Source organism: Amycolatopsis sp. NPDC043885, assembly GCF_056435685.1.
In genome coordinates, this window is the sequence record NZ_JBWKEA010000026.1 from 62,115 (window position 1) to 79,472 (window position 17,358).

Consider the following 17,358-nt stretch of genomic DNA (forward strand, 5'->3'; position numbering starts at 1 on the left):
GCGTACACAAAGCCAGACAGAGAAAGGAGACCGGAGAAGGTCAGCGCACCGCGCACACGGGTGAACGGCGACCATGTCCGGTCGGTCCAGAACTGTCTTCCGGCATGTGCCGCTCACCTCGCTTCCGTACTCGATCGGTGTTGATCAACCTTCGGGACTGTACCACCGGACGAGCCGAGCGCGGCGTGGATCGTGTCACGCAGCCAGCGCTGGGCGGGGTCGGCGTCGAGTCGCGCGTGCCAGAGCTGGCAGACCTCGATGGGCGGGAGTTCCGCGGGGACCGGGAACCAGCGGATTCCGAGCGACCGGCCGTACTGCTCGGCGAGCCGTTGGGGCGCCAGCCCGATGTAGTCGCTCGACGCGACCAGGAACGCGGCGACGGCGGAGGTGGGGACGACCGCCGCGACCCGGCGCTGGAGACCGGCCGCCTCGAGCACGTCGTCGAGCGGTCCCCTGCCCCGCCCTCGCCGTGAGGCGGAAACGTGCGGATACCGGCAAAGCTGTCTCAACGTCGGGCGGCGCACACCGCCGAGCGGGCCGTCCGCCCTGACGATCGCGACCACTCGTTCGTGGTACAGCAGCGTCGAACGGATGTCAGGCGCGGCGATGTCGCCCGCGCCGATGTCCAGGTCCACCGAACCGTCTCGCAGGGCCTCGGTGCTTTCGCTGCCTTCGGCGACGAAACGCAGGACGACGCCAGGCGCGACCGCGGCGGTCGCCTCGGCGGCGGCCGTCACCAATGTGGCGGCGACACCGTCGTTGATGCGGATGGTGAAGGTCCGTTCGAGGTCGCCGATCGCCAGCTCGCGGTCGGCGCTGATCAGGGCCGACGCCTCGTCGAGCAGGGACCGCACCCGCGGGGCCGTCCGGAGCGCGAACGGCGTCGGCACCATCCCGCGGCCGGCGCGCACCAGGATCGGGTCGCCCATCGCCCGCCGCAACCGGCCCAGCGCCCGGCTGGCCGCGGGGATCGACAGGTGCAGCCGTTCGGCCGCCGCCGTCACGCTGCCCTCTCGCAGCAACGCGTCGAACACGCGCAAGAGGTTGAGGTCCAGCTGATCGGCCATTGTTGCATCGTATGCAACTTTGGGTTGTGAAAGTTGCGTGGCACGAAGAATGCGCTGGCCCATAGCGTCGTGGACATGCCACTCCGACTTCAAGTCCGCGACGCTCCCGAAGCCGAAACGGACCGGCGCGGCCTGCTGACCGCCATGTGCGCCTGTGTCGTGCTCGTGGTCGGGATGGTCGCCGCGATCAACCTCGCCGTCCCGATGCTGGCCGCGAGCGAGCTTCACCCGTCCGCGTCGGCACTGATCTGGATCGTCGACACCTACGTCATCTTCTTCGCCTGTCTCGTGATCCCCGGCGGAGCGGCGGGCGACCGCTTCGGCCGCAAGGGTGTCCTGCTCGCCGGCCTGGCGCTGTTCGCCCTCGGTGCGCTGCTGTCGGCGCTCGCGCCCACCGTGCCTTTCCTGCTGGCGGGCCGGGCGATCACGGGGATCGGGGCCGCCGCGGTGCTGCCCAACACCCTCGCCGTCCTGCTGCACGCCGTCCCCGCCGAACGCAAGGGCGTGACCATCGCGACCTGGGCCTCGATGACCGGGATCGGCGGTGTCCTGGGGAACGTCGGTGGCGGAGCGGTGCTGACAGGAGGATCGTGGCGATGGCTGTTCGCGGCCGCCGTCCCGCTCTCCCTGGTGCTCCTCGCGCTGGCCGCCCGGATCGCGCCGGTGTCCCCGCGGCACGACCGGCCGCTCAGTCCGCTCGGCGCCGTCCTGCTCGTCGGCGCGTCGTTCGCGTTGCTGCTCGGCATCGTCGAAGGCCCTGAAGCGGGTTGGGGCAGCCCGATCGTTCTGTCCGGGTTCGCCGGTGCGGTCGCGCTCTTCGCCCTGTGGACGTTCGTGGAACTGAAGGCCGAGCACCCCCTGCTCGATCCCCGGTTGCTTCGCGTGCCCGCGCTGCGCAGTGCCTGCCTCGGCATGGCCGCGATCTTCTTCGGGATGTTCGCGCTGTTCTACGTCAACGCGTCCTTCCTCCAGTACGGCAAGGGTTTCAGTGTGCTGCTGACCGGGCTCGGGATCATCCCGCTGACCGTCCCGGTCATCCTCGGCGCGCGGCACGTCGGCAAACTCGTCCGGCGCGCCGGCGTCGACACCACTGTCGCCATCGCCTTCGTCTTCTGCGGCTGCGGCCTCGTCGGACTGTCCACAAGCGACTCTTCGACTCCGTACCCGGTCTACGCGGCCTGGCTCGTGGTGACCGGGATCGGTGTCACGCTGGCCCTTCCGACGCTTTCCGCCGCGATCTCCGGTTCGCTGCCTCCCGCCCAGGCCGGTGTCGGTGCCGGGCTGCAGGCCACCACCCGGGAATTCGGCAGCGCGCTCGGTGTCGCGGTCATCGGCACCGTCCTCACCGGACGGTTCGTCGCCGCGCTGCCGTCCGACGTCCGCGCGGACCACGATCCGCACACCGTGGCGCAGGCGCTGGCAACCGTCCCCCGCCGCTCTCCCGAAGTGATCTCCGCGTTCGTCACCGGCGCGAGCACGGCCCTCCGGGTGATCGGCGTCAGCGTGCTCGTCCTCGGGGCGCTCGTCGTCCTGCAATCAAGGCTTTCCCGTAACCACCAGTAGAAGGAGCTTCCCATGCAGGTATTCGTCACCGGGGCGACCGGCTGGATCGGCTCGGCCGTCCCGGATCCGCCGCGGCGACCTGGACGATCTCGACGGCCTCCGCTCGGGCACGACTGGGCGCGCACCCGAGAACTCCTCAAGTGAACCCCGTACGGAGCCCATATGGCCAAGGACATCGAAACCGGCGCCTACGCCTGGCCGAAAGGAAACACCATGTCCGAAGTGACCGCGTTCATGCTGGTGAAGACCACGCCGGAATGGCTCGGCCTCACCGTCGAGCAACGGGTGGAGGCCTTCAAGACCGAGATCCTCCCGGTGATCGAAAGCAAGGTGAAAGGTGTCCGGTCCCGGTTCTTCGACACGGAGTTCTACTCCGCGCGCGTGACCGACGTGTGGGTATGGGAAGCGGAGGACCATCACTCGTACCAGTTGCTCATCGAGGCGCTGCGTGAGACGCCCTTCTGGGACCGGTACTTCGAGGTCGTCGACCTCCTGGTCGGGGTCGAGAACGCGTACGCGGCGAACTACGGTCTCGACGCCTGCGCGAGCGTCAACGTCTGAAGCCGGTGGGCGCGTCTCGCCGGTAACCCACCAGAAGACGGCCTCCCACACCGTCGAGGACTGCGGCGGCGACCCGCCGCATCAGAGCCCGATCCCCAGTGCATACGACCTGCCGGTAGCCGAGCAGGAGTTCCCGGCAGGTCTCCGGATCGGCCTCTCGAAGCCGTCGCAGGAGCCATTTGCCGTGGGATCGCCATTGTCCCCCGGCCAGGAGGATCAGTTCGGCCACCACGGTCAACAGCCGATCGGCGATGAAGATCAGTTCGTCGGGATCGTCGGCCCCGTCAAGATCGTCCAGGAGGTCGGTGAGCAGATAACGATGGTCCTCCAGGTCGGTCGCGGACAACGGCGGAGGCCCGGCGCGCAGTCGCGCCCGGGCTTCCGCCCGGGTCCGACGCCCGAAGCCGTCGCGGTCGAGGAGAACGACACCTCCACCGCACATGTGCAGGAGAGGCGAGCGGCGGTTCGCCGTCTCCTGATCGGCGAAGCGCTCGTACGACTCGGGGGTATGGCAGAAAAGTTCCACCGGCACGCCGTCGTGTTCGGTCGTTTCGCGGTACGGCGCGGGTGGGCCGTCGAGGATCACGACGATGTCGAGATCCGAGCTCGCGGTACGCCATCCGGTGATCGCGCTTCCGCCCAGAATCGCGGCCCTCGCACCGGGAAAGCGACCCTCGACCACCTGGCGGGCGATTCGGACCGGATCCATCCGTCCAGCATGCCTCAGCCTCGTCGGCCGGTGGGTGAGCCAGGCGCACCGGCGGCCGCGACCACGCCGAAGCCGGTGCCCTGGTTACCCACCCGGATGGCCGGGACGAGCAGTCGTCCGGCCTATCCGGCCCTCCCCGTCGGGAACCCTAGGGCCGGGCGTTGGGGACCGGTCCCCGGAGGCCACGAAGGCCACCGCCGGGACGGTGGCCTTCGTGGTCGTTCGCCCAGGATCAGGCAGTGGTTTCGAACGGCTGGACGTTCGGCTGGAACACCTGGCCGTTGGCCGGGACCTTCAGATCGATCAGGTAGTCGGCCGTCACCTTGTCCACCCCGAGCGAGTCGCCAAGGATGCAGTGCCCGAAGGCGTCGACCGAGAGCAACCGGGCGTTGCCCAGCTGGTCGGCCATCCGCTTCGAGAACAGGTACTGGGTCGCCGGGTCGTAGTAGTTGCCGATGACCAGCACCGGGGTGTCGGTCTTGGCCTGCCACGGACCGCGATAGACGTCCGGCTTCTTCGCCGGCCACACCGGGCACCCCGCCACGTCCGAGAACGCCTGGTAGCGGCCGAAAGTGGGCGATTCCTTCTCCCACTTCGCGGCGATCTCGGGGACCTTCTCCTGCTTGATCGTGATCTTCTTGTCCGAGCAGTTCACGGCGAAGTAGGAGTCGTCACCGGTGTACAGGCTGTCCGGGTTCACGTCCGCGCGCCCGTTCGCCCCCGACCGCAGCACCTTCAGCTCGACGGCCTGTGCCGTCTGCGTCTGCGCCGCGGGCGGGTGGACGATGTTGTACAGCGCCTGCAGGTCGTCGGCCAGCGGCGGGAACGACGTCGGCGAGTACAGCACCCCGGCCACCGTGCTGGTGAAGGCGTTGATGTCGTAGCTGCTCCCGTCCGGCAGCTTGATCGGCTGCTGGCGCAGGTGGTCGCGGATCTCGTCGAACTTCTCCCGCGGCGTGCCTGGGCTGAAGGAGCACTTCGGCCCGACCTGCGCGCACTTGCGCAGGAAGGCGTCCAGCGCGATCTCGAACCCGCGAGCGCGCTCGCGGTCGTACTGCACACCGTCGCTGGTGCGCAGCGCCGGGTCGACGTTGCCGTCGATGACGATCGCCCGGCTCTGCTTCGGGAACATCGACGTGTACGTCGACCCGATCAGGGTCCCGTACGAGAAGCCGACGAAGGTCAGCTTCTGGTCGCCGACGGCCGCCCGCATCTTGTCGAGGTCACGCACGACGTCCTTGGTGGACATGTGGTTCAGCAGCGCGCCCGCGTTGTTCTTGCAGAACTGGCCGTAGTCGCGGTACGAGGCCAGCGTCCCGGAGATCTCCTGCCGGGTCAGCGGCACGGGGATCTGCGCGGAGAAGACGTCGTCCGCGTCTTCCTGCGTGGTGAAGCACTTGAGCGGGTTGCTGGCCCCGACCCCGCGCGGATCGAACCCGATCAGGTCGAACCGGTCCAGCACCTGCGGCTGGAAGTAGTTCGCCGCGCCGATCGGCATCCGGAAACCGGAACCGCCGGGACCGCCCGGGTTGAGGAACAGCGAACCGACCTTCTTGTCGGGCGTCTTCGCCGCCCGCTTCAGCATCGCGATGTCGATGGTGCCGAGCGCCGCGTTGTCGTGGTCGATCGGCACGCGATACCGCGCGCAGCTGTAGAACTTGGCCTGGTCGGCGGGAACACCGCGGACCTGGTCCGCCGTGCAGGCACCCCAGTTCACCGGCGCCGTCGCGCCTACCTGGGCGGCGGGCGTCCCAGTCTCCTGGGCGGCGACCGCCGTCCCGGACGCCCCGGTCAACGCGGCGCCGGCCACGAGTGCCCCTACCAGTGCGAAACCGCGCACCGGCCTCCTTGTGGATCTCGGCAAAACGACTCCTCCCTCGGCTGGCGACGTGATGGGCCACGTCGCTCGGCGCGCCGTCGACGTCACGGCGCGTAACACCAAGCGAGCCTCGCACAAGCCGGTAACCCAGTCACCGGCCGAAAGGATGGTACGAACCTATCGAGTGGTTGTCTTCAACTCGAAAATCGGTAACACACGGCAAGCGGCTTGCTCCTCCATGGAGTAACCGGGCCAGAACTCCAGCAGCAGTTTCCACATCGCTTCGTACTCGTCTCCGCGCAGTTCCCTGGCCCTGACCGGGATCTCCTTGCCCGCCAGCGCGACGATCGCGTCGGGATTCGACCGCAGGTTGTGCGTCCACGCGGGATCGTTCGGTCTCCCCCAATTGGAGCCGACGAGCACGAAGTCCTCACCGTGCGGGAAGTACAGGAGATTGGTACTGCGGGCCAGGCCGCTCTTGCGGCCGGTCGTGGTCAGGCGCAGGGAAGGGAGCCCGGCCAGCGCGACCAGGCTCACCTTCCCCTTGAACAGCCGATGGAGTCTCTTGTCCACCCAGATGATCCCGCCCGCGAGCCCCATCAGCCACGGTTTCGTGCCGAGCGCGCGGGCGAGCGACGTGAGAGGGTTAGCCACGGACAGATCTTGCCAGGCTCACCCCGAACCGCGATTCCGAGTCCGTCCACCATTTCTCCACCGAGAAACCGGCGGCGGCCAGTTCCGCGGCGATTCCCTCCCGCCGGAACTTCGCGGAGATCTCGGTGCGCACGTATTCGCCCTCGGCGAACTTCACCTGCAGGTCGGCGCCCGGGATGTCGACGGTCTGCGGTTCATGGGCGCGCAGACGCATTTCGATCCATTCGTTCTCCTCGTCCCAATACGAGACGTGGTCGAAGGCGGCCGGGTCGAAGTTCGCGCCGAGACCGTTGTTGATCACGCGGAGCATGTTGCGATTGAACTCGGCGGTGACCCCGGCCGCGTCGTCATACGCGCGTTCCAGGGTTTCCCGGTCCTTCACCAGGTCAGTCCCGAGAAGGAACCACTCCCCCTCGTCGAGCACTTCGCGGACCGAGCGCAGGAAGGTGGCGCGGTCGGCGGGAAGGAAATTGCCGATCGTGCCGCCGAGGAAGACCACCAGCCGCGGACGGTCGCCCGGCAACAGGTCCAGATGACGGGTGAAGTCACCGACCACGCCCCGGACTTCGAGGGACGGGTAGTCGGCCGTGATGGCTTCCGCGGCTTCGGCGAGCGCGGTTTCGGAGACGTCGAGCGGGACGAACTCCTTCAACGTGCCGTGGCTCGTGAGCGCGTCGAGGAGGAGCCTCGTCTTTTCACTCGATCCGGAACCGAGTTCGACAAGGGTGTGCGCGCCCGAACTCTCGGCTATCTCGCCACCGCGCGCGGCGAGCACCTCCCGCTCGCTCCTGGTCGGGTAGTACTCGGGGAGGGCGGTGATCTTCTCGAACAGTTCGCTGCCGCGGGCGTCGTAGAACCATTTGGGCGACAACCATTTCTGATCCGCCTCCAGGCCGGCGCGGACGTCCGCGCGCAGTTGCTCGGTGATATCCGATTCGCTGTGGTGTACGTCGAGGTCGACTTCGGTCATCGTGCCTCAGGGCTCCGATCGGCTTCGAGGGGAAGGATTTCCACGCCCGCGCCGGTGACCCGGACGGCGTGGCGGTCGGGAACGGGAGTCCAGCCGGGATCGTCGTCGCACGGTTCCGACGCGACGAGCACACCGCCTCCGGTGTCCCGATAGGACAGGGAATGCGTCCACGCGGTACCGACGAGTGTCCGGCCGTCGGTCAGCAGGAGATTGAGCCGCGAACCCGGCCCCGCCTCCTCGACCACTCCGGTCAGCCACGTGACGGCCGCGAGCGGGTCTTCGCCCGCCTCGAGCCGCTCACTCAGCAACGCCCACAGCAGTACCGAATCCGTGGTCGCCTCCAGCGTCAGCAGCCGGGTGATCGGCAGTTTCGCGGCGAGCTCGGCCATCGAGTCCGGCCAGCCCCGCACCAGCCCGTTGTGGCTGAAGAGGTAACGGCCGCCGGTGAACGGCGCGTTCGCCGCCTCGACCACGGGCATCCCCGTCGTCCCGTTCCGGACAGCCGCCAGGAAGGCGTGCGACCGGACCGAGCCGGCCAGCGCCGGCAGATCCCCGTCCGTCCACAAGGGAGCGGACCTGCGCAGCCGCAGCGGTTCGGAGCCGTCGGCGTACCAGCCGAGGCCGTACCCGTCCGCGTTGACCGAACCACCGCCCCGCATGTCACGGGGAGCGTAGGACTGCACGAGCAGCGAATGAGGGGCGTGAAAGAGCATCTCGGCGGGCGAGCGCGGCTCGCCGAGATACGCGAGGTGACGGCACATGCCCCTCAGGCCACCTCGCTCGGCCGTGCGTCCCGGGCACAGCGGAACCCGGAGAAGATCTGTCGCCGGATCGGGTGATCCCAGTTGCGGAAGGTGCCGCGGATGGCCGCCGCGTCCGTCCCGAACGAGCCACCGCGCAGGATCCGGTAGTCCCCTCCGAAGAACACCTCCGAATACTCCTTGTACGGGAACGCGGCGAAGCCCGGATACGCTTCGAAGCCGCTGCTGGTCCACTCCCACACGTCGCCGATCAACTGGTGCACGCCCAACGGCGACGCACCCGCCGGGTACGCGCCGACCTCCGCGGGCCGCAGATGCCGCTGTCCGAGGTTCGCGTGGTCGGGAGTGGGTTCCTCGTCGCCCCAGGGGAACCGGCGCGACCGGCCGGTGGCCGGGTCGAACCGGGCGGCCTTCTCCCACTCCGGTTCCGTCGGCAGGCGACGGCCTGCCCAGGCGGCGTACGCCTCGGCCTCGTGGAAGGAAACGTGGACGACAGGCTCCGCGGCGGGCACCTTCTCGTAGACGCCGAACCGCGTCCGCCACCAGCCGTCCTGCTCCCGTTTCCAGAAGCGCGGCGCCTCGATGCCGTGCTCGCTCCGGTACGTCCAGCCACGCTCGCTCCACCACTTCGGGTCTTCGTAACCCCCGGAGTCGAGGAACTCGGCGTACGCCCCGCAGGTGACCGGTGCGGTGTCGATGAAGAACGCCTCCACCGCGACCTCGTGCGCGGGACGCTCGTTGTCCAGCGCCCACGGCTCGGCGGAGGTGCCCATGGTGAAAGCGCCGCCGGGGACGAACACCTCCGCGGGCAGCGGCCCGGACCGGGACGGCGGTGGCGCTGGCGCGTGCAGCACCGGATCGCCCTTGCGGAGCTGATGAGTGGCCAGCATCGTCTCGTCGTGCTGCTGCTCGTGCTGGGTGATCATGCCGAAGGCGAAGGCGTCCTCGGTGAGCCGCCTGCCTTGCAGCGGAACGCTTTCCAGGATGTCGAAGGATTTCTCCCTGACTTCGCGGACGTACTTGCGCGCTTCCTCCGGGCCCAGCAGCGGCAGCGCCGGACGATCCGCGCGAGCGTGCTGGAACGCGTCGTAGATGTCGTCGATGTCGGGCCGGAGCGCCTCACGGCCGCCCACGTCACGCACCAGCCAGAGCTCTTCTTGGCTGCCGATGTGCGCGAGATCCCAGACCAGCGGCGACATCAGTTTCGAATGCTGGCGGACCAGGTCTTCGTCGTCCACGTCCGTCAGCGCGACGCTGCGCTCGCGGGCCCTGGTGAGCGCCTCTGCCGCGTGCGCCCGCAGGTCTTGCGGGCTCAGCGCGCGAAGCGGGTTGGTCTCGGTGCTTTCCAAGCTCATGACTGGTGGCTCCTCGAACGGTGCACGAGGGACTGCACGCCCTCGCTGATCTCCGTGATGGTCTCCGGCAGCAGACCGGTGGTGCCGAGTTCGGCACAGCCGAGGTCCACCACCTTGCTCGCGACGCCGGCGATCGCCCTGTCGGCCAGGCCGAACCGGGCCGCGCGCTCCCATCTGCCCATGACCGGTTCGCACAGTTCGAGCACCTTGTCCACTGTGGACGGCCGCGCGAGCAGTGCGGCCAGCAGGGCGACCGGGTGCAGCCACCTCGCGGCGGGCTGGGCGTCCAGGTACCGGATCTCCAGATACCCCTGTGGACGGACCGGGGTGAAGAACGTCGTCAGGTGATAGGCCAGGTCTTCCTCGGTCGGCCTGTCGAGCCCGGCGCCCTCGCCCCGTCCGTCGATCCAGTCGGCGAAGGTCAGGGAATCGGGCGCGTCCCAGCGGCCGTCACGGCCGGGAAGGACCATCAGCGGGGTGTCCAGGATCCTGCGTGCCCACTCCCCCGCCGGATCCTTGCCCGGTTCCGCCGACCGGGTGCGGACCCTTTCCGTTTCCATCACGGCGAGCCAGCGCGCGGACGCGTGGCCGGTGTCGCGTCCGGCGTGGACCCGGGAGTTGGCGAAGGTGGCCAGCAGGGGCGGACCGAGCGCGTGGACCGCGGCCCAGCGGTCGGCCAGGTCGCCCGTCTCACCGGCGTCCACACAGACTTGCAGGCCGGCGGTGCTGCACATCATCGTCGCGCCCCCGGCGCCCATCGGCGCGAAGCGGCGTTCCATCGCGGCGTAGCGCGGTGTGCCCAGTTTGCGAACGGGGGCGCGATACCTGTCTATCCCGGAGTCCCCCAGGTGCAGGCCGCGGGCGGCGAGAAGATTTTCGAGGTGGGCCAGATCGGCCGAGACGACGGCGTCCAGGTGGCGCAGCGTGGTCTGTGGTTGAGCGGAGATCTCCACCTGGCATCCGGGCTCGAGGCTCAGCGGTGAACCTGCCGGAAGCGGGAGGGCGGGGCTGTCGGGGCGCAGGGTCCGCGGGGTGTGCGGGCCGAGCGCGGTGGCGAGATCGTCGGGATCGAGAGGCCGGGCGGGCTCGTCGGCGTAGTGCACGGTGAATTCCAGCTCTACGCCGAGGAGTCTCGGTGGCCCGTGCTTGAAGCACACGGAAGCCACATACGCCTCACCCTCGGCGCGGTCCGAGAGGACCTTCGCCGTCGCGTTCGACGCGCTCCCGGACTTCTCGGGGAAATCATGAACAGTAGTCATCTTTCCGCCGTCCAGTCGGTTGTCCGATAACTGAGATACCTTGACTTCGGACGCTACACGCGGAGTCCGACAAATTCAGGCCGGTTCTTGCGGGGCAAGATCCTCCGACCACCTCTTAGGACCGGACGATTCAGGGCAAAGCGGGCTCCGTGCCCAGCCCGAGCGCGGCGGCCGCGTTGCGGACCGCCTCGATCACCAGCTGCAGGGCCGGTCGCCGTGACGACGTCGTCCGGTAGGCGATCGAAACCGTCCGAAGCAACGGTGTGGTCAACGCGACGACGTCGATCCCCGGCGGCCGAAGCCCGAGCCCGAGATCCGAAACGAGGGTTACCCCGAGCCCCGCCCGGACCATCGCCATCGCCGTCGATTGCTCCTCGACCTCGTGGTTGATCTTCGGCTCGAACCCGTGGCGGTGACACGCCGTGCGCACCGCGCGGCCGAAGTGACTCTTCGGGCTGGCGAGGATCCACGGGTGCTCGGCCAGTTCGAGCAACGACGCGCTCCCCGCGGGGACGGCACCGGCCGGCACCGCGGCGTGCAGCCGTTCGACCGCGATCACCGCCCGTTCCAGACCGGCGTCCCACGGCATCGGCGCGTCGGAGTAGTCGATCACGAACGACAGATCCAGTTCGCCGTCCCGGACGGCGTCGGCGGTGTCCTCCGGCGCGAGCTCACGGGTCCGGACCTGGATCCCCGGATGCTCACCCGCCAGTGCGGCCAGCGCGTGCGGAAGCAGTCCCGAAGCGACCGACGCCCACACCCCGGCCATGAGCCGTACCGAAACGGTCTCCTGCGCCTCCTCCAACGCCAGCGTCGCCCGCTCGACGGACCCCAGGATCTCCTCGGCGTGCTCGGTCAGCAGCAGCCCCAGTTCGGTCAGCTGCACCCGTCTGCCGAAGCGTTCGAACAGCTTCGCACCCACGTCCCGCTCCAACTGCGCCAGCTGCTGCGACACCGCCGAAGCGGTGTAATGCAGCGAAGCGGCAGCCGCCGTGACGGTGCCACGTCGGCTCAGCTCGCGGAGCATCCTCAGGCGGTGCAACGAAAGCTCCATGACCCCAACGTAATCGGGTGCGGTCGCGGACGCCGGATGGCGCGTTACACCAGTTTCTCTGCACGACATCGTTCAGATTCGGTAAATGGACGCCCGTGCCCGGCAGGGCGCACTCTCGGAAGTGGCGCAGGACGACCCCGAATCCCGAAGGAGGTGGCCGCATGGCCGCGAGGAACGCCGAACCGCTGATGAGGCTCATCTGGACCGACCCCGTCACCGGTGCCACCGGCTACCTCGTAGTGCACAGCCTGGTCTCCGGCATCGCGACCGGCGGGACCCGGATGCGCGCGGGTTGCACGATGCCGGAGGTCGAGGACCTGGCGAGGGGGATGGCGAACAAGACCGCGACCTTCGGCCTGCCGGTCGGCGGGGCCAAGGGCGGCATCGACTTCGATCCGAAGGACGAGCGCGCTTTCGGTGTGCTGGAACGGTTCTGCGCGTTCCTGCGGCCGTGGATCGACAACCACTGGGTGACCGCCGAAGACCTCGGCGTACCCCAGCACCTGATCGACGAGGTGTTCGCGAAGCTCGGGCTCGAGCAGTCGTACCACGCGGCGATCCGCCGTTCGGCCGACCCGGCGCACACCCTTCGCCGCGTGCAGGCCGGGTTGAGCACACCGGTCCCCGGCGGCCTCCTGCTCGGCGACGTGATCGGCGGCTACGGCGTCGCGCAGGCCTGCCTCGGTGTCGCCGACGCCTGGGAATGGGCGGCCGAGAAGACCACGGTCGCCATCCAGGGCATCGGCACCATGGGCGGCGGCGCGGCCTGGTACCTGCACGAAGCCGGCATGAAGGTCGTCGCGGTCGCCGACGCGGCCGGGACGCTCTACCGGCCCGAAGGCCTTGACATCCCGGCGCTGCTGGAGCTGCGGGACTCCTACGGCGAGATCGACCGCGGCCGGCTTCCCGCCGACGTCCGGCTGCTCCCGCGCGACGGGATCGTGGCGACGGACGCCGACATCCTCGTCCCGGCGGCGATCTCGTACGCACTGCGCGCCGGGAACCAGGGCATGGTCAAGGCGAAGGTCGTCATCGAAGCCGCCAACGCGGCGACCACCCCCGACGCCGAGGCTGGACTGGCGGCTCGTGGCATCCCGGTGATCCCGGACTTCGTCGCGAACGCGGGCGCGGCCGCGTGGGCCTGGTGGCTCCTGCTCGGCGAGGTCGGCGCCGATCCCGCCGATTCGTTCCTGCGCCTGCGGACCGAGATGCGGGCGAAAGTGGCCCTGCTGCTGAGTTCGTGGAACCTCGACCGGATCGCGCCGCGCACCACCGGGCTGCGGCTCGCCGAAACCACCCGTTCGGACGCCACCTCTCCCGAAACCGCCCCGGCCCTGGTCATCCCCTGAGAATGCGCGTGGCGAAGCGGTCCGTCGCGCCGATGAGGACTTCGCGCATCGGCTCGTCCTGGGTGCTGTGGCCGACCTCGTCGATGACCACAAGCTCGCTGCCGGGCCACGCGTGCGCCAGCTCCCACGGGGTGCCGATGAGGTTGCTCAGGTCGAGACTTCCTTCGGCGAGTACGGCCGGGATGTGAGCCAGTTTCCCTGCCTCCCGCAGGACCACGCCTTCGTCCAAAAAGGACCCTTGACTCCAGTAGTGCGTGACCAGCCTGGCGAAGGCGAGCCGGAACTTCGGACTCTCGAAGCTCTTGTACGGCGGGGAGGTCGGGATGATCGCGTCCTCCCAGGCACACCAATCGGCCGCCGCCTTCTCGTGCACCGCCGGGTCGGGGTCCATCAGCAACTTCAGGTAAGCCGCCGCCAGGTCACCGTCGCGATCCTCTTCGGGAACGCCGTCACGGAACTTCGCCCACGCCTCGGGGAAGACGCCGCCGAGGCCACGGGTGAGCAGGTCGGTCTCGCTCCGGCGTCCGGTGGCCAAGCCCATCAGGACCATCTCCGAGACCCGGCCCGGATGGCGCTCGGCGTAGACCAGCGCGAGCACCGAGCCCCAGGAACCACCGAAGAGCAGCCACTTCTCGATTCCCAGATGCTCGCGAAGGCGTTCCATGTCCGCGATCAGGTGGTCGGTGGTGTTGGTGGAAAGGTCTGCCTCGGGCTCGCCCGCGTGCGGGGTGCTCCGGCCGCAGCCGCGCTGGTCGAACAGCACGATCCGGTACTTGGCCGGGTCGAAGTACCGGCGCAGGCCGGTACTGCACCCGGTCCCCGGGCCGCCGTGCAGCGTGACGGCGGCTTTGCCGTCGGGGTTCCCGCAGACCTCCCAGTACACGAGGTGCCCGTCGCCGACGTCGAGCATCCCGTGGTCGTACGGTTCGATTTCCGGATACAGCCGTGTCACGTTCTCGTCCTCCCAGACCCCGCCAGAAATACAACAGCGCTGTCACAATAGCCGGGTTGGGCGCCTGGGCGCGTGCTTTAAGTACATGAAGGCCCCCTTTCTCGCGTCTGGCGCAAGGAAGGGGGCCTTCATGTACTCGCCTGTGGCTAGCCCGGCAGGGTCCCGGCGACGTGCCGGAGCGCGTCGGCCAGCTCCGCCGGGCCGGCGGGGCCGATGTGGACCACCGCGTCGTTGCCGTGTCCGGTCGTGTAGCTGAGGTACCGGCCCCAGTCCGTGTCGGCGAAGTGGAGCGGATCCTCGACGGCCACGTGCCTGCCGATTTCGTCCCGCTTGCCGACGTAGAGCTCGCCGCTCCCCTCGACCGGCCGCTGCACGAGGGTGACGATGTCCGCGATCACCGGCGGCAGCGAATGCGTGTCCGGGCCGCGCCGGGCCGCCTCTTCGAGCTCATATGCGCGAACCGTGCGAAGCCTGCCGCCGCCCGCCGGAACGGGCGGCAGCTGTTCGATCAGCGTTTCGGGCAGCCGCCGCCGATCGATCTCCTGCAGCCCGACCCAGTCACCGGACGCCACGGCCAGCACCGCCTGCAGGCCCAGCGAGGCGGCCAGGACGCCGTAGGTCTCGCCTCCGGTGTTCACCCAGCCGTAGTACTCGATGGCCGGTTTCGTGAGCACCGGAAGCCAGTCCAGGAAGTCGACCGACGCACGGCCGCTCGAGTCCAGCAGCCCGGCTTGCGCCAACGCCGCTTCCACTCGCTTGTCCGCCTCCGCGCGGGCCGTCCTGGACAGCCAGCGCGGTTCGGGACGCAACGTGATGTGCAGGTCGCCGACGCGTTCGCGTTCGGCGAGCGCCGCCAAGGCTTCGACCGGGACGTCCACCCGGCCCGTTCTCACCGTCATCCGCTACTCGCCGATGACCGGCGGACTGGTCCGCTGGTCGGTGCCGAAGATCGCGTCGGGGTCGGCCTCGATCAGGTAGTCGGGACGCTGGTGCTCGTCGTCCTCGTCACCATCGGCACGCCTGCCGCCTGCCCCCATCGGGCCCATCGCTCCGGCGCCACCACGGCCGGCACCACCGCGGCCACCGGCCAGGTCTCCGCCACCCAGGCCGCCGAGCCCGCCCATGCCGGACCCCCTGCCCGCCCCCAGACCGCCGGAACCGGGCCCACCGGGACCGCCCGCACGGCCACCGGCGCCGCCCTCGCCACCGAGAAGCCTGCCCGCCGCGCTGTTGGGTCCGGGAACGTTGCGTCCGCTGGTGCCGCCGGGCGGGTTCTGGCCAGTGCCACCGCCGGGGTTGTAGCTTTGGCTTTGCCCGTTCGGGAGGCCGATGACGTTGTCCGAGTCACCCGGTCCGCGTCCGGGCGTCCTGCCCGGGATCTCGGTCGTCGGTCCCGGCTTGCCCTTGCCGCCGCCGGTCGGGCGCGTGGTGTCGTCGTCCCCGGTACCCGGCTTCCGCGTCGGCGTCGTGATATTGCCGTCGGGCCTGTCCCTCGGGGGCACCGGGCGGTCCTCGTTGGTGCCCGGCCTGTTCTGGTTCTGGTCGCCGCCCGGCTTGTTCTGGTTGGTGCCGTTGTCGTCCGTGCCACTGGTGTCGGTGCCGTCGTTGTCGTCCCCGCCGCCGTTCCTGCCGGGCCTCACCGGGATGGTCGGCGGCGTCACGATCGGGGGCGTACCGCCGGGGGTCTTGACACTGACGTTCGCGCCGTCGTTCTTCAGCACGCCGTAATCGGTCGGCAGGCTGGAACTGGTGCTGCTGGTGACCGAGTCGTACTGGTCCATCACGCGGACGTTGTTCTGGTTCGCCGCCTCGTGCTTCGCGACGCCCTCTTGGTAGTTCTTGATGTCGTTGTTGACCATGAACGGCCCGGCGATCGGGATCGCGCCCTTCAGGCCGGTGGTCCAGGGGTTGGGCTTGTCCGGCTTGGGCGGCACGGGCACGACCGACGACCCGGAGTCGTCGAAGCTGTCGGCCTGCATGGTGACCGAGGCCTTCGTGGTGAACAGCGGGTCCGCGGTCTCCTTGAAGGCCTGCTCGAGCGGGCCCGCACCGGCGTTGGCCGCGTCCGCGGCGGACCCGGTCCAGGAGGACGCCATCCGCGACTGCAGGGACTTGATGGCCATGCCGCGCTCGACATAGGCGTCGGAAAGCTCAGCGACGCGATCGGCCGCGCTACGCAGGTTGCGGGTGTCGCCTTGAGTGAAGTTCTCGTAGATCTGCTTGCCGTCCACCCTCATGCCCCCTTGAGTGTCTTGATCACGGCCGACACGGCCTTCTGCGCGTTCCCGCAGGATTCCTGTTCGTTGTCGTAGCCCGTGGCGTGCACACCGACCGTCAAGTCGTCGGCGACGCCGACAGCGAGGTCGCAGTTGCCACGCGCTCGCCGGTCCTGCAGTCCGTAATAGACGGTCGGATAGCCATCGACCTCGGGGCCGGGCTCCAGGAACCTCAGTTGCCCGGCTTCCTTGGCCTTGTGCAAGCCGGCCAGACCGCCCATACCCTTTTCGCGGTTGCCGCTACCGAGGATGAGCTGCAGGCTGTCCGCCTTGCCTCGAACTCCCCAGCTGCAATCGGGGTTACTGGTGTCGTTCTTCGATTCACCGGGCTCGGTGAACCCCAATTCCGCGGCTGCGGCGGTCGGAAGCAGCTTGCAGACGTCACCGACAAACGCCGAGGCGTCCAGCGGATTCGCCACCTTCGGTACGTTCGGGTCTTCCGGCGCGGCCGACGAAGCCGACGATGGCGCCGATCCGGTGCTGGGCGACGGCGTCCCGGGATTCTCTCCCGAACAGCCCGCGACCGCGACGGAAACGAGCACGAGCGCCGCCGCAGCGACGCGATTCCTCAACACGTTCGGCATCCTCAGGTCGTGCGCAGGGTGTTGGCCTGGTCGGTCGCCATCGTCTTCGTGCGGGCGATCTCCAGCTTTTCGATGTAGCCCTCGATGTACGCCTTCATGGATTCGTTCTGCGTCTGCAGGGACAGAAGCGAATCGAGACCGGAGTTCACGTAGCTGGAGCTGGCTTCGTCCTGGCCGGGCGGCATCAGATCATCCATGATCCGCTCGATCTTCCGACCGTCGTCGACGACCTTCTTCAGCTCGTCCTGCCACAGCCCGATGACGGTCTTCAACTCCTCGGGGCTCATCTCGAACCCGCCGCCACCGCCGCCGCCACCGCCGTAAACGGTCGGCTCCTTCGGCGTGGTCAGGTCACCCCAGACGGCCTTGATCGCGCTCGCGGCGTCGCCGATGATGTTCACGCCCGCACCTTCCCCTCAGCATTC

Annotated in this window: 18 protein-coding genes; 4 read left to right on the forward strand and 14 right to left on the reverse strand. The window is 69.0% G+C overall.

Annotation, left to right across the window (positions count from 1 at the left end):
• Window positions 1-113: 113 nt before the first annotated feature.
• Window positions 114-1,067 (reverse strand): LysR family transcriptional regulator, encoded by a 954-nt coding sequence (locus AC069I_RS41480; protein WP_478228289.1) that lies wholly within the window; start codon window positions 1,065-1,067, stop codon window positions 114-116.
• Window positions 1,068-1,211: 144 nt separating this feature from the next.
• On the opposite strand from AC069I_RS41480, the gene AC069I_RS41485 reads away from it, so the two are divergent.
• The 3 genes from AC069I_RS41485 (at window position 1,212) to AC069I_RS41495 (ending at window position 3,191) form a co-directional block, all read left to right on the forward strand.
• Entirely contained in the window at window positions 1,212-2,630 is a 1,419-nt protein-coding gene (locus AC069I_RS41485; protein ID WP_478267825.1) for an MFS transporter, read from the forward strand.
• Window positions 2,631-2,642: 12 nt separating this feature from the next.
• Window positions 2,643-2,774, forward strand: coding sequence for a hypothetical protein (locus tag AC069I_RS41490; RefSeq protein WP_478267802.1), 132 nt, complete (start codon window positions 2,643-2,645; stop codon window positions 2,772-2,774).
• 69 nt (window positions 2,775-2,843) lie between these two features.
• Entirely contained in the window at window positions 2,844-3,191 is a 348-nt protein-coding gene (locus tag AC069I_RS41495) for a darcynin family protein (protein ID WP_478267826.1), read from the forward strand.
• Here AC069I_RS41495 and AC069I_RS41500 read toward each other — a convergent pair.
• The 8 genes from AC069I_RS41500 to AC069I_RS41535 all read right to left on the reverse strand — a co-directional run bounded on the left by AC069I_RS41500 (window position 3,181) and on the right by AC069I_RS41535 (window position 11,772).
• Complete coding sequence (locus AC069I_RS41500) at window positions 3,181-3,900, reverse strand: nucleotidyltransferase domain-containing protein (protein WP_478267803.1); 720 nt, start codon at window positions 3,898-3,900, stop codon at window positions 3,181-3,183. The genes AC069I_RS41495 and AC069I_RS41500 overlap by 11 nt on opposite strands.
• 232 nt (window positions 3,901-4,132) lie before the next feature.
• Window positions 4,133-5,740 (reverse strand): alpha/beta hydrolase, encoded by a 1,608-nt coding sequence (locus AC069I_RS41505; RefSeq protein ID WP_478267804.1) that lies wholly within the window; start codon window positions 5,738-5,740, stop codon window positions 4,133-4,135.
• A gap of 156 nt (window positions 5,741-5,896) precedes the next feature.
• Window positions 5,897-6,319 carry a nitroreductase family deazaflavin-dependent oxidoreductase gene (locus AC069I_RS41510; RefSeq protein WP_478228366.1) on the reverse strand — a complete coding sequence of 141 codons (423 nt, stop codon included), beginning with the start codon at window positions 6,317-6,319 and terminating at the stop codon, window positions 5,897-5,899.
• Between the two features lie 46 nt (window positions 6,320-6,365).
• A complete protein-coding gene (gene egtD / locus AC069I_RS41515) occupies window positions 6,366-7,343 on the reverse strand; it encodes an L-histidine N(alpha)-methyltransferase (RefSeq protein WP_478267805.1) in 978 nt (325 codons plus the stop codon).
• Window positions 7,340-8,104, reverse strand: coding sequence for an ergothioneine biosynthesis protein EgtC (gene egtC, locus AC069I_RS41520; RefSeq protein WP_478228284.1), 765 nt, complete (start codon window positions 8,102-8,104; stop codon window positions 7,340-7,342). The genes egtD and egtC overlap by 4 nt, the downstream gene beginning before the upstream one ends.
• 5 nt (window positions 8,105-8,109) lie before the next feature.
• Complete coding sequence (gene egtB, locus AC069I_RS41525; protein ID WP_478267806.1) at window positions 8,110-9,459, reverse strand: ergothioneine biosynthesis protein EgtB; 1,350 nt, start codon at window positions 9,457-9,459, stop codon at window positions 8,110-8,112.
• Entirely contained in the window at window positions 9,456-10,718 is a 1,263-nt protein-coding gene (locus AC069I_RS41530; RefSeq protein ID WP_478267807.1) for a glutamate-cysteine ligase family protein, read from the reverse strand. The genes egtB and AC069I_RS41530 overlap by 4 nt, the downstream gene beginning before the upstream one ends.
• A gap of 130 nt (window positions 10,719-10,848) precedes the next feature.
• Window positions 10,849-11,772, reverse strand: a complete 924-nt coding sequence (locus AC069I_RS41535) for a LysR family transcriptional regulator (RefSeq protein ID WP_478228281.1) — start codon at window positions 11,770-11,772, stop codon at window positions 10,849-10,851.
• Between the two features lie 161 nt (window positions 11,773-11,933).
• Between AC069I_RS41535 and AC069I_RS41540 the strand changes: the two genes are divergently transcribed.
• Complete coding sequence (locus tag AC069I_RS41540; RefSeq protein WP_478267808.1) at window positions 11,934-13,121, forward strand: Glu/Leu/Phe/Val dehydrogenase dimerization domain-containing protein; 1,188 nt, start codon at window positions 11,934-11,936, stop codon at window positions 13,119-13,121.
• Here the strand turns inward: AC069I_RS41540 and pip are convergent.
• The 5 genes from pip to AC069I_RS41565 form a co-directional block, all read right to left on the reverse strand.
• Window positions 13,111-14,031 (reverse strand): prolyl aminopeptidase, encoded by a 921-nt coding sequence (gene pip, locus AC069I_RS41545; RefSeq protein ID WP_478267827.1) that lies wholly within the window; start codon window positions 14,029-14,031, stop codon window positions 13,111-13,113. The two genes, AC069I_RS41540 and pip, sit on opposite strands and share 11 nt — an antisense overlap.
• A 188-nt stretch (window positions 14,032-14,219) precedes the next feature.
• Complete coding sequence (locus AC069I_RS41550; RefSeq protein WP_478267828.1) at window positions 14,220-14,951, reverse strand: ESX secretion-associated protein EspG; 732 nt, start codon at window positions 14,949-14,951, stop codon at window positions 14,220-14,222.
• Window positions 14,952-14,975: 24 nt separating this feature from the next.
• Entirely contained in the window at window positions 14,976-16,310 is a 1,335-nt protein-coding gene (locus tag AC069I_RS41555; protein WP_478267809.1) for a hypothetical protein, read from the reverse strand.
• Window positions 16,307-16,933, reverse strand: coding sequence for a DUF3558 domain-containing protein (locus AC069I_RS41560; RefSeq protein WP_478267810.1), 627 nt, complete (start codon window positions 16,931-16,933; stop codon window positions 16,307-16,309). The genes AC069I_RS41555 and AC069I_RS41560 overlap by 4 nt, the downstream gene beginning before the upstream one ends.
• Before the next feature lie 2 nt (window positions 16,934-16,935).
• A complete protein-coding gene (locus tag AC069I_RS41565; RefSeq protein ID WP_478267811.1) occupies window positions 16,936-17,334 on the reverse strand; it encodes a hypothetical protein in 399 nt (132 codons plus the stop codon).
• Window positions 17,335-17,358: the final 24 nt, after the last annotated feature.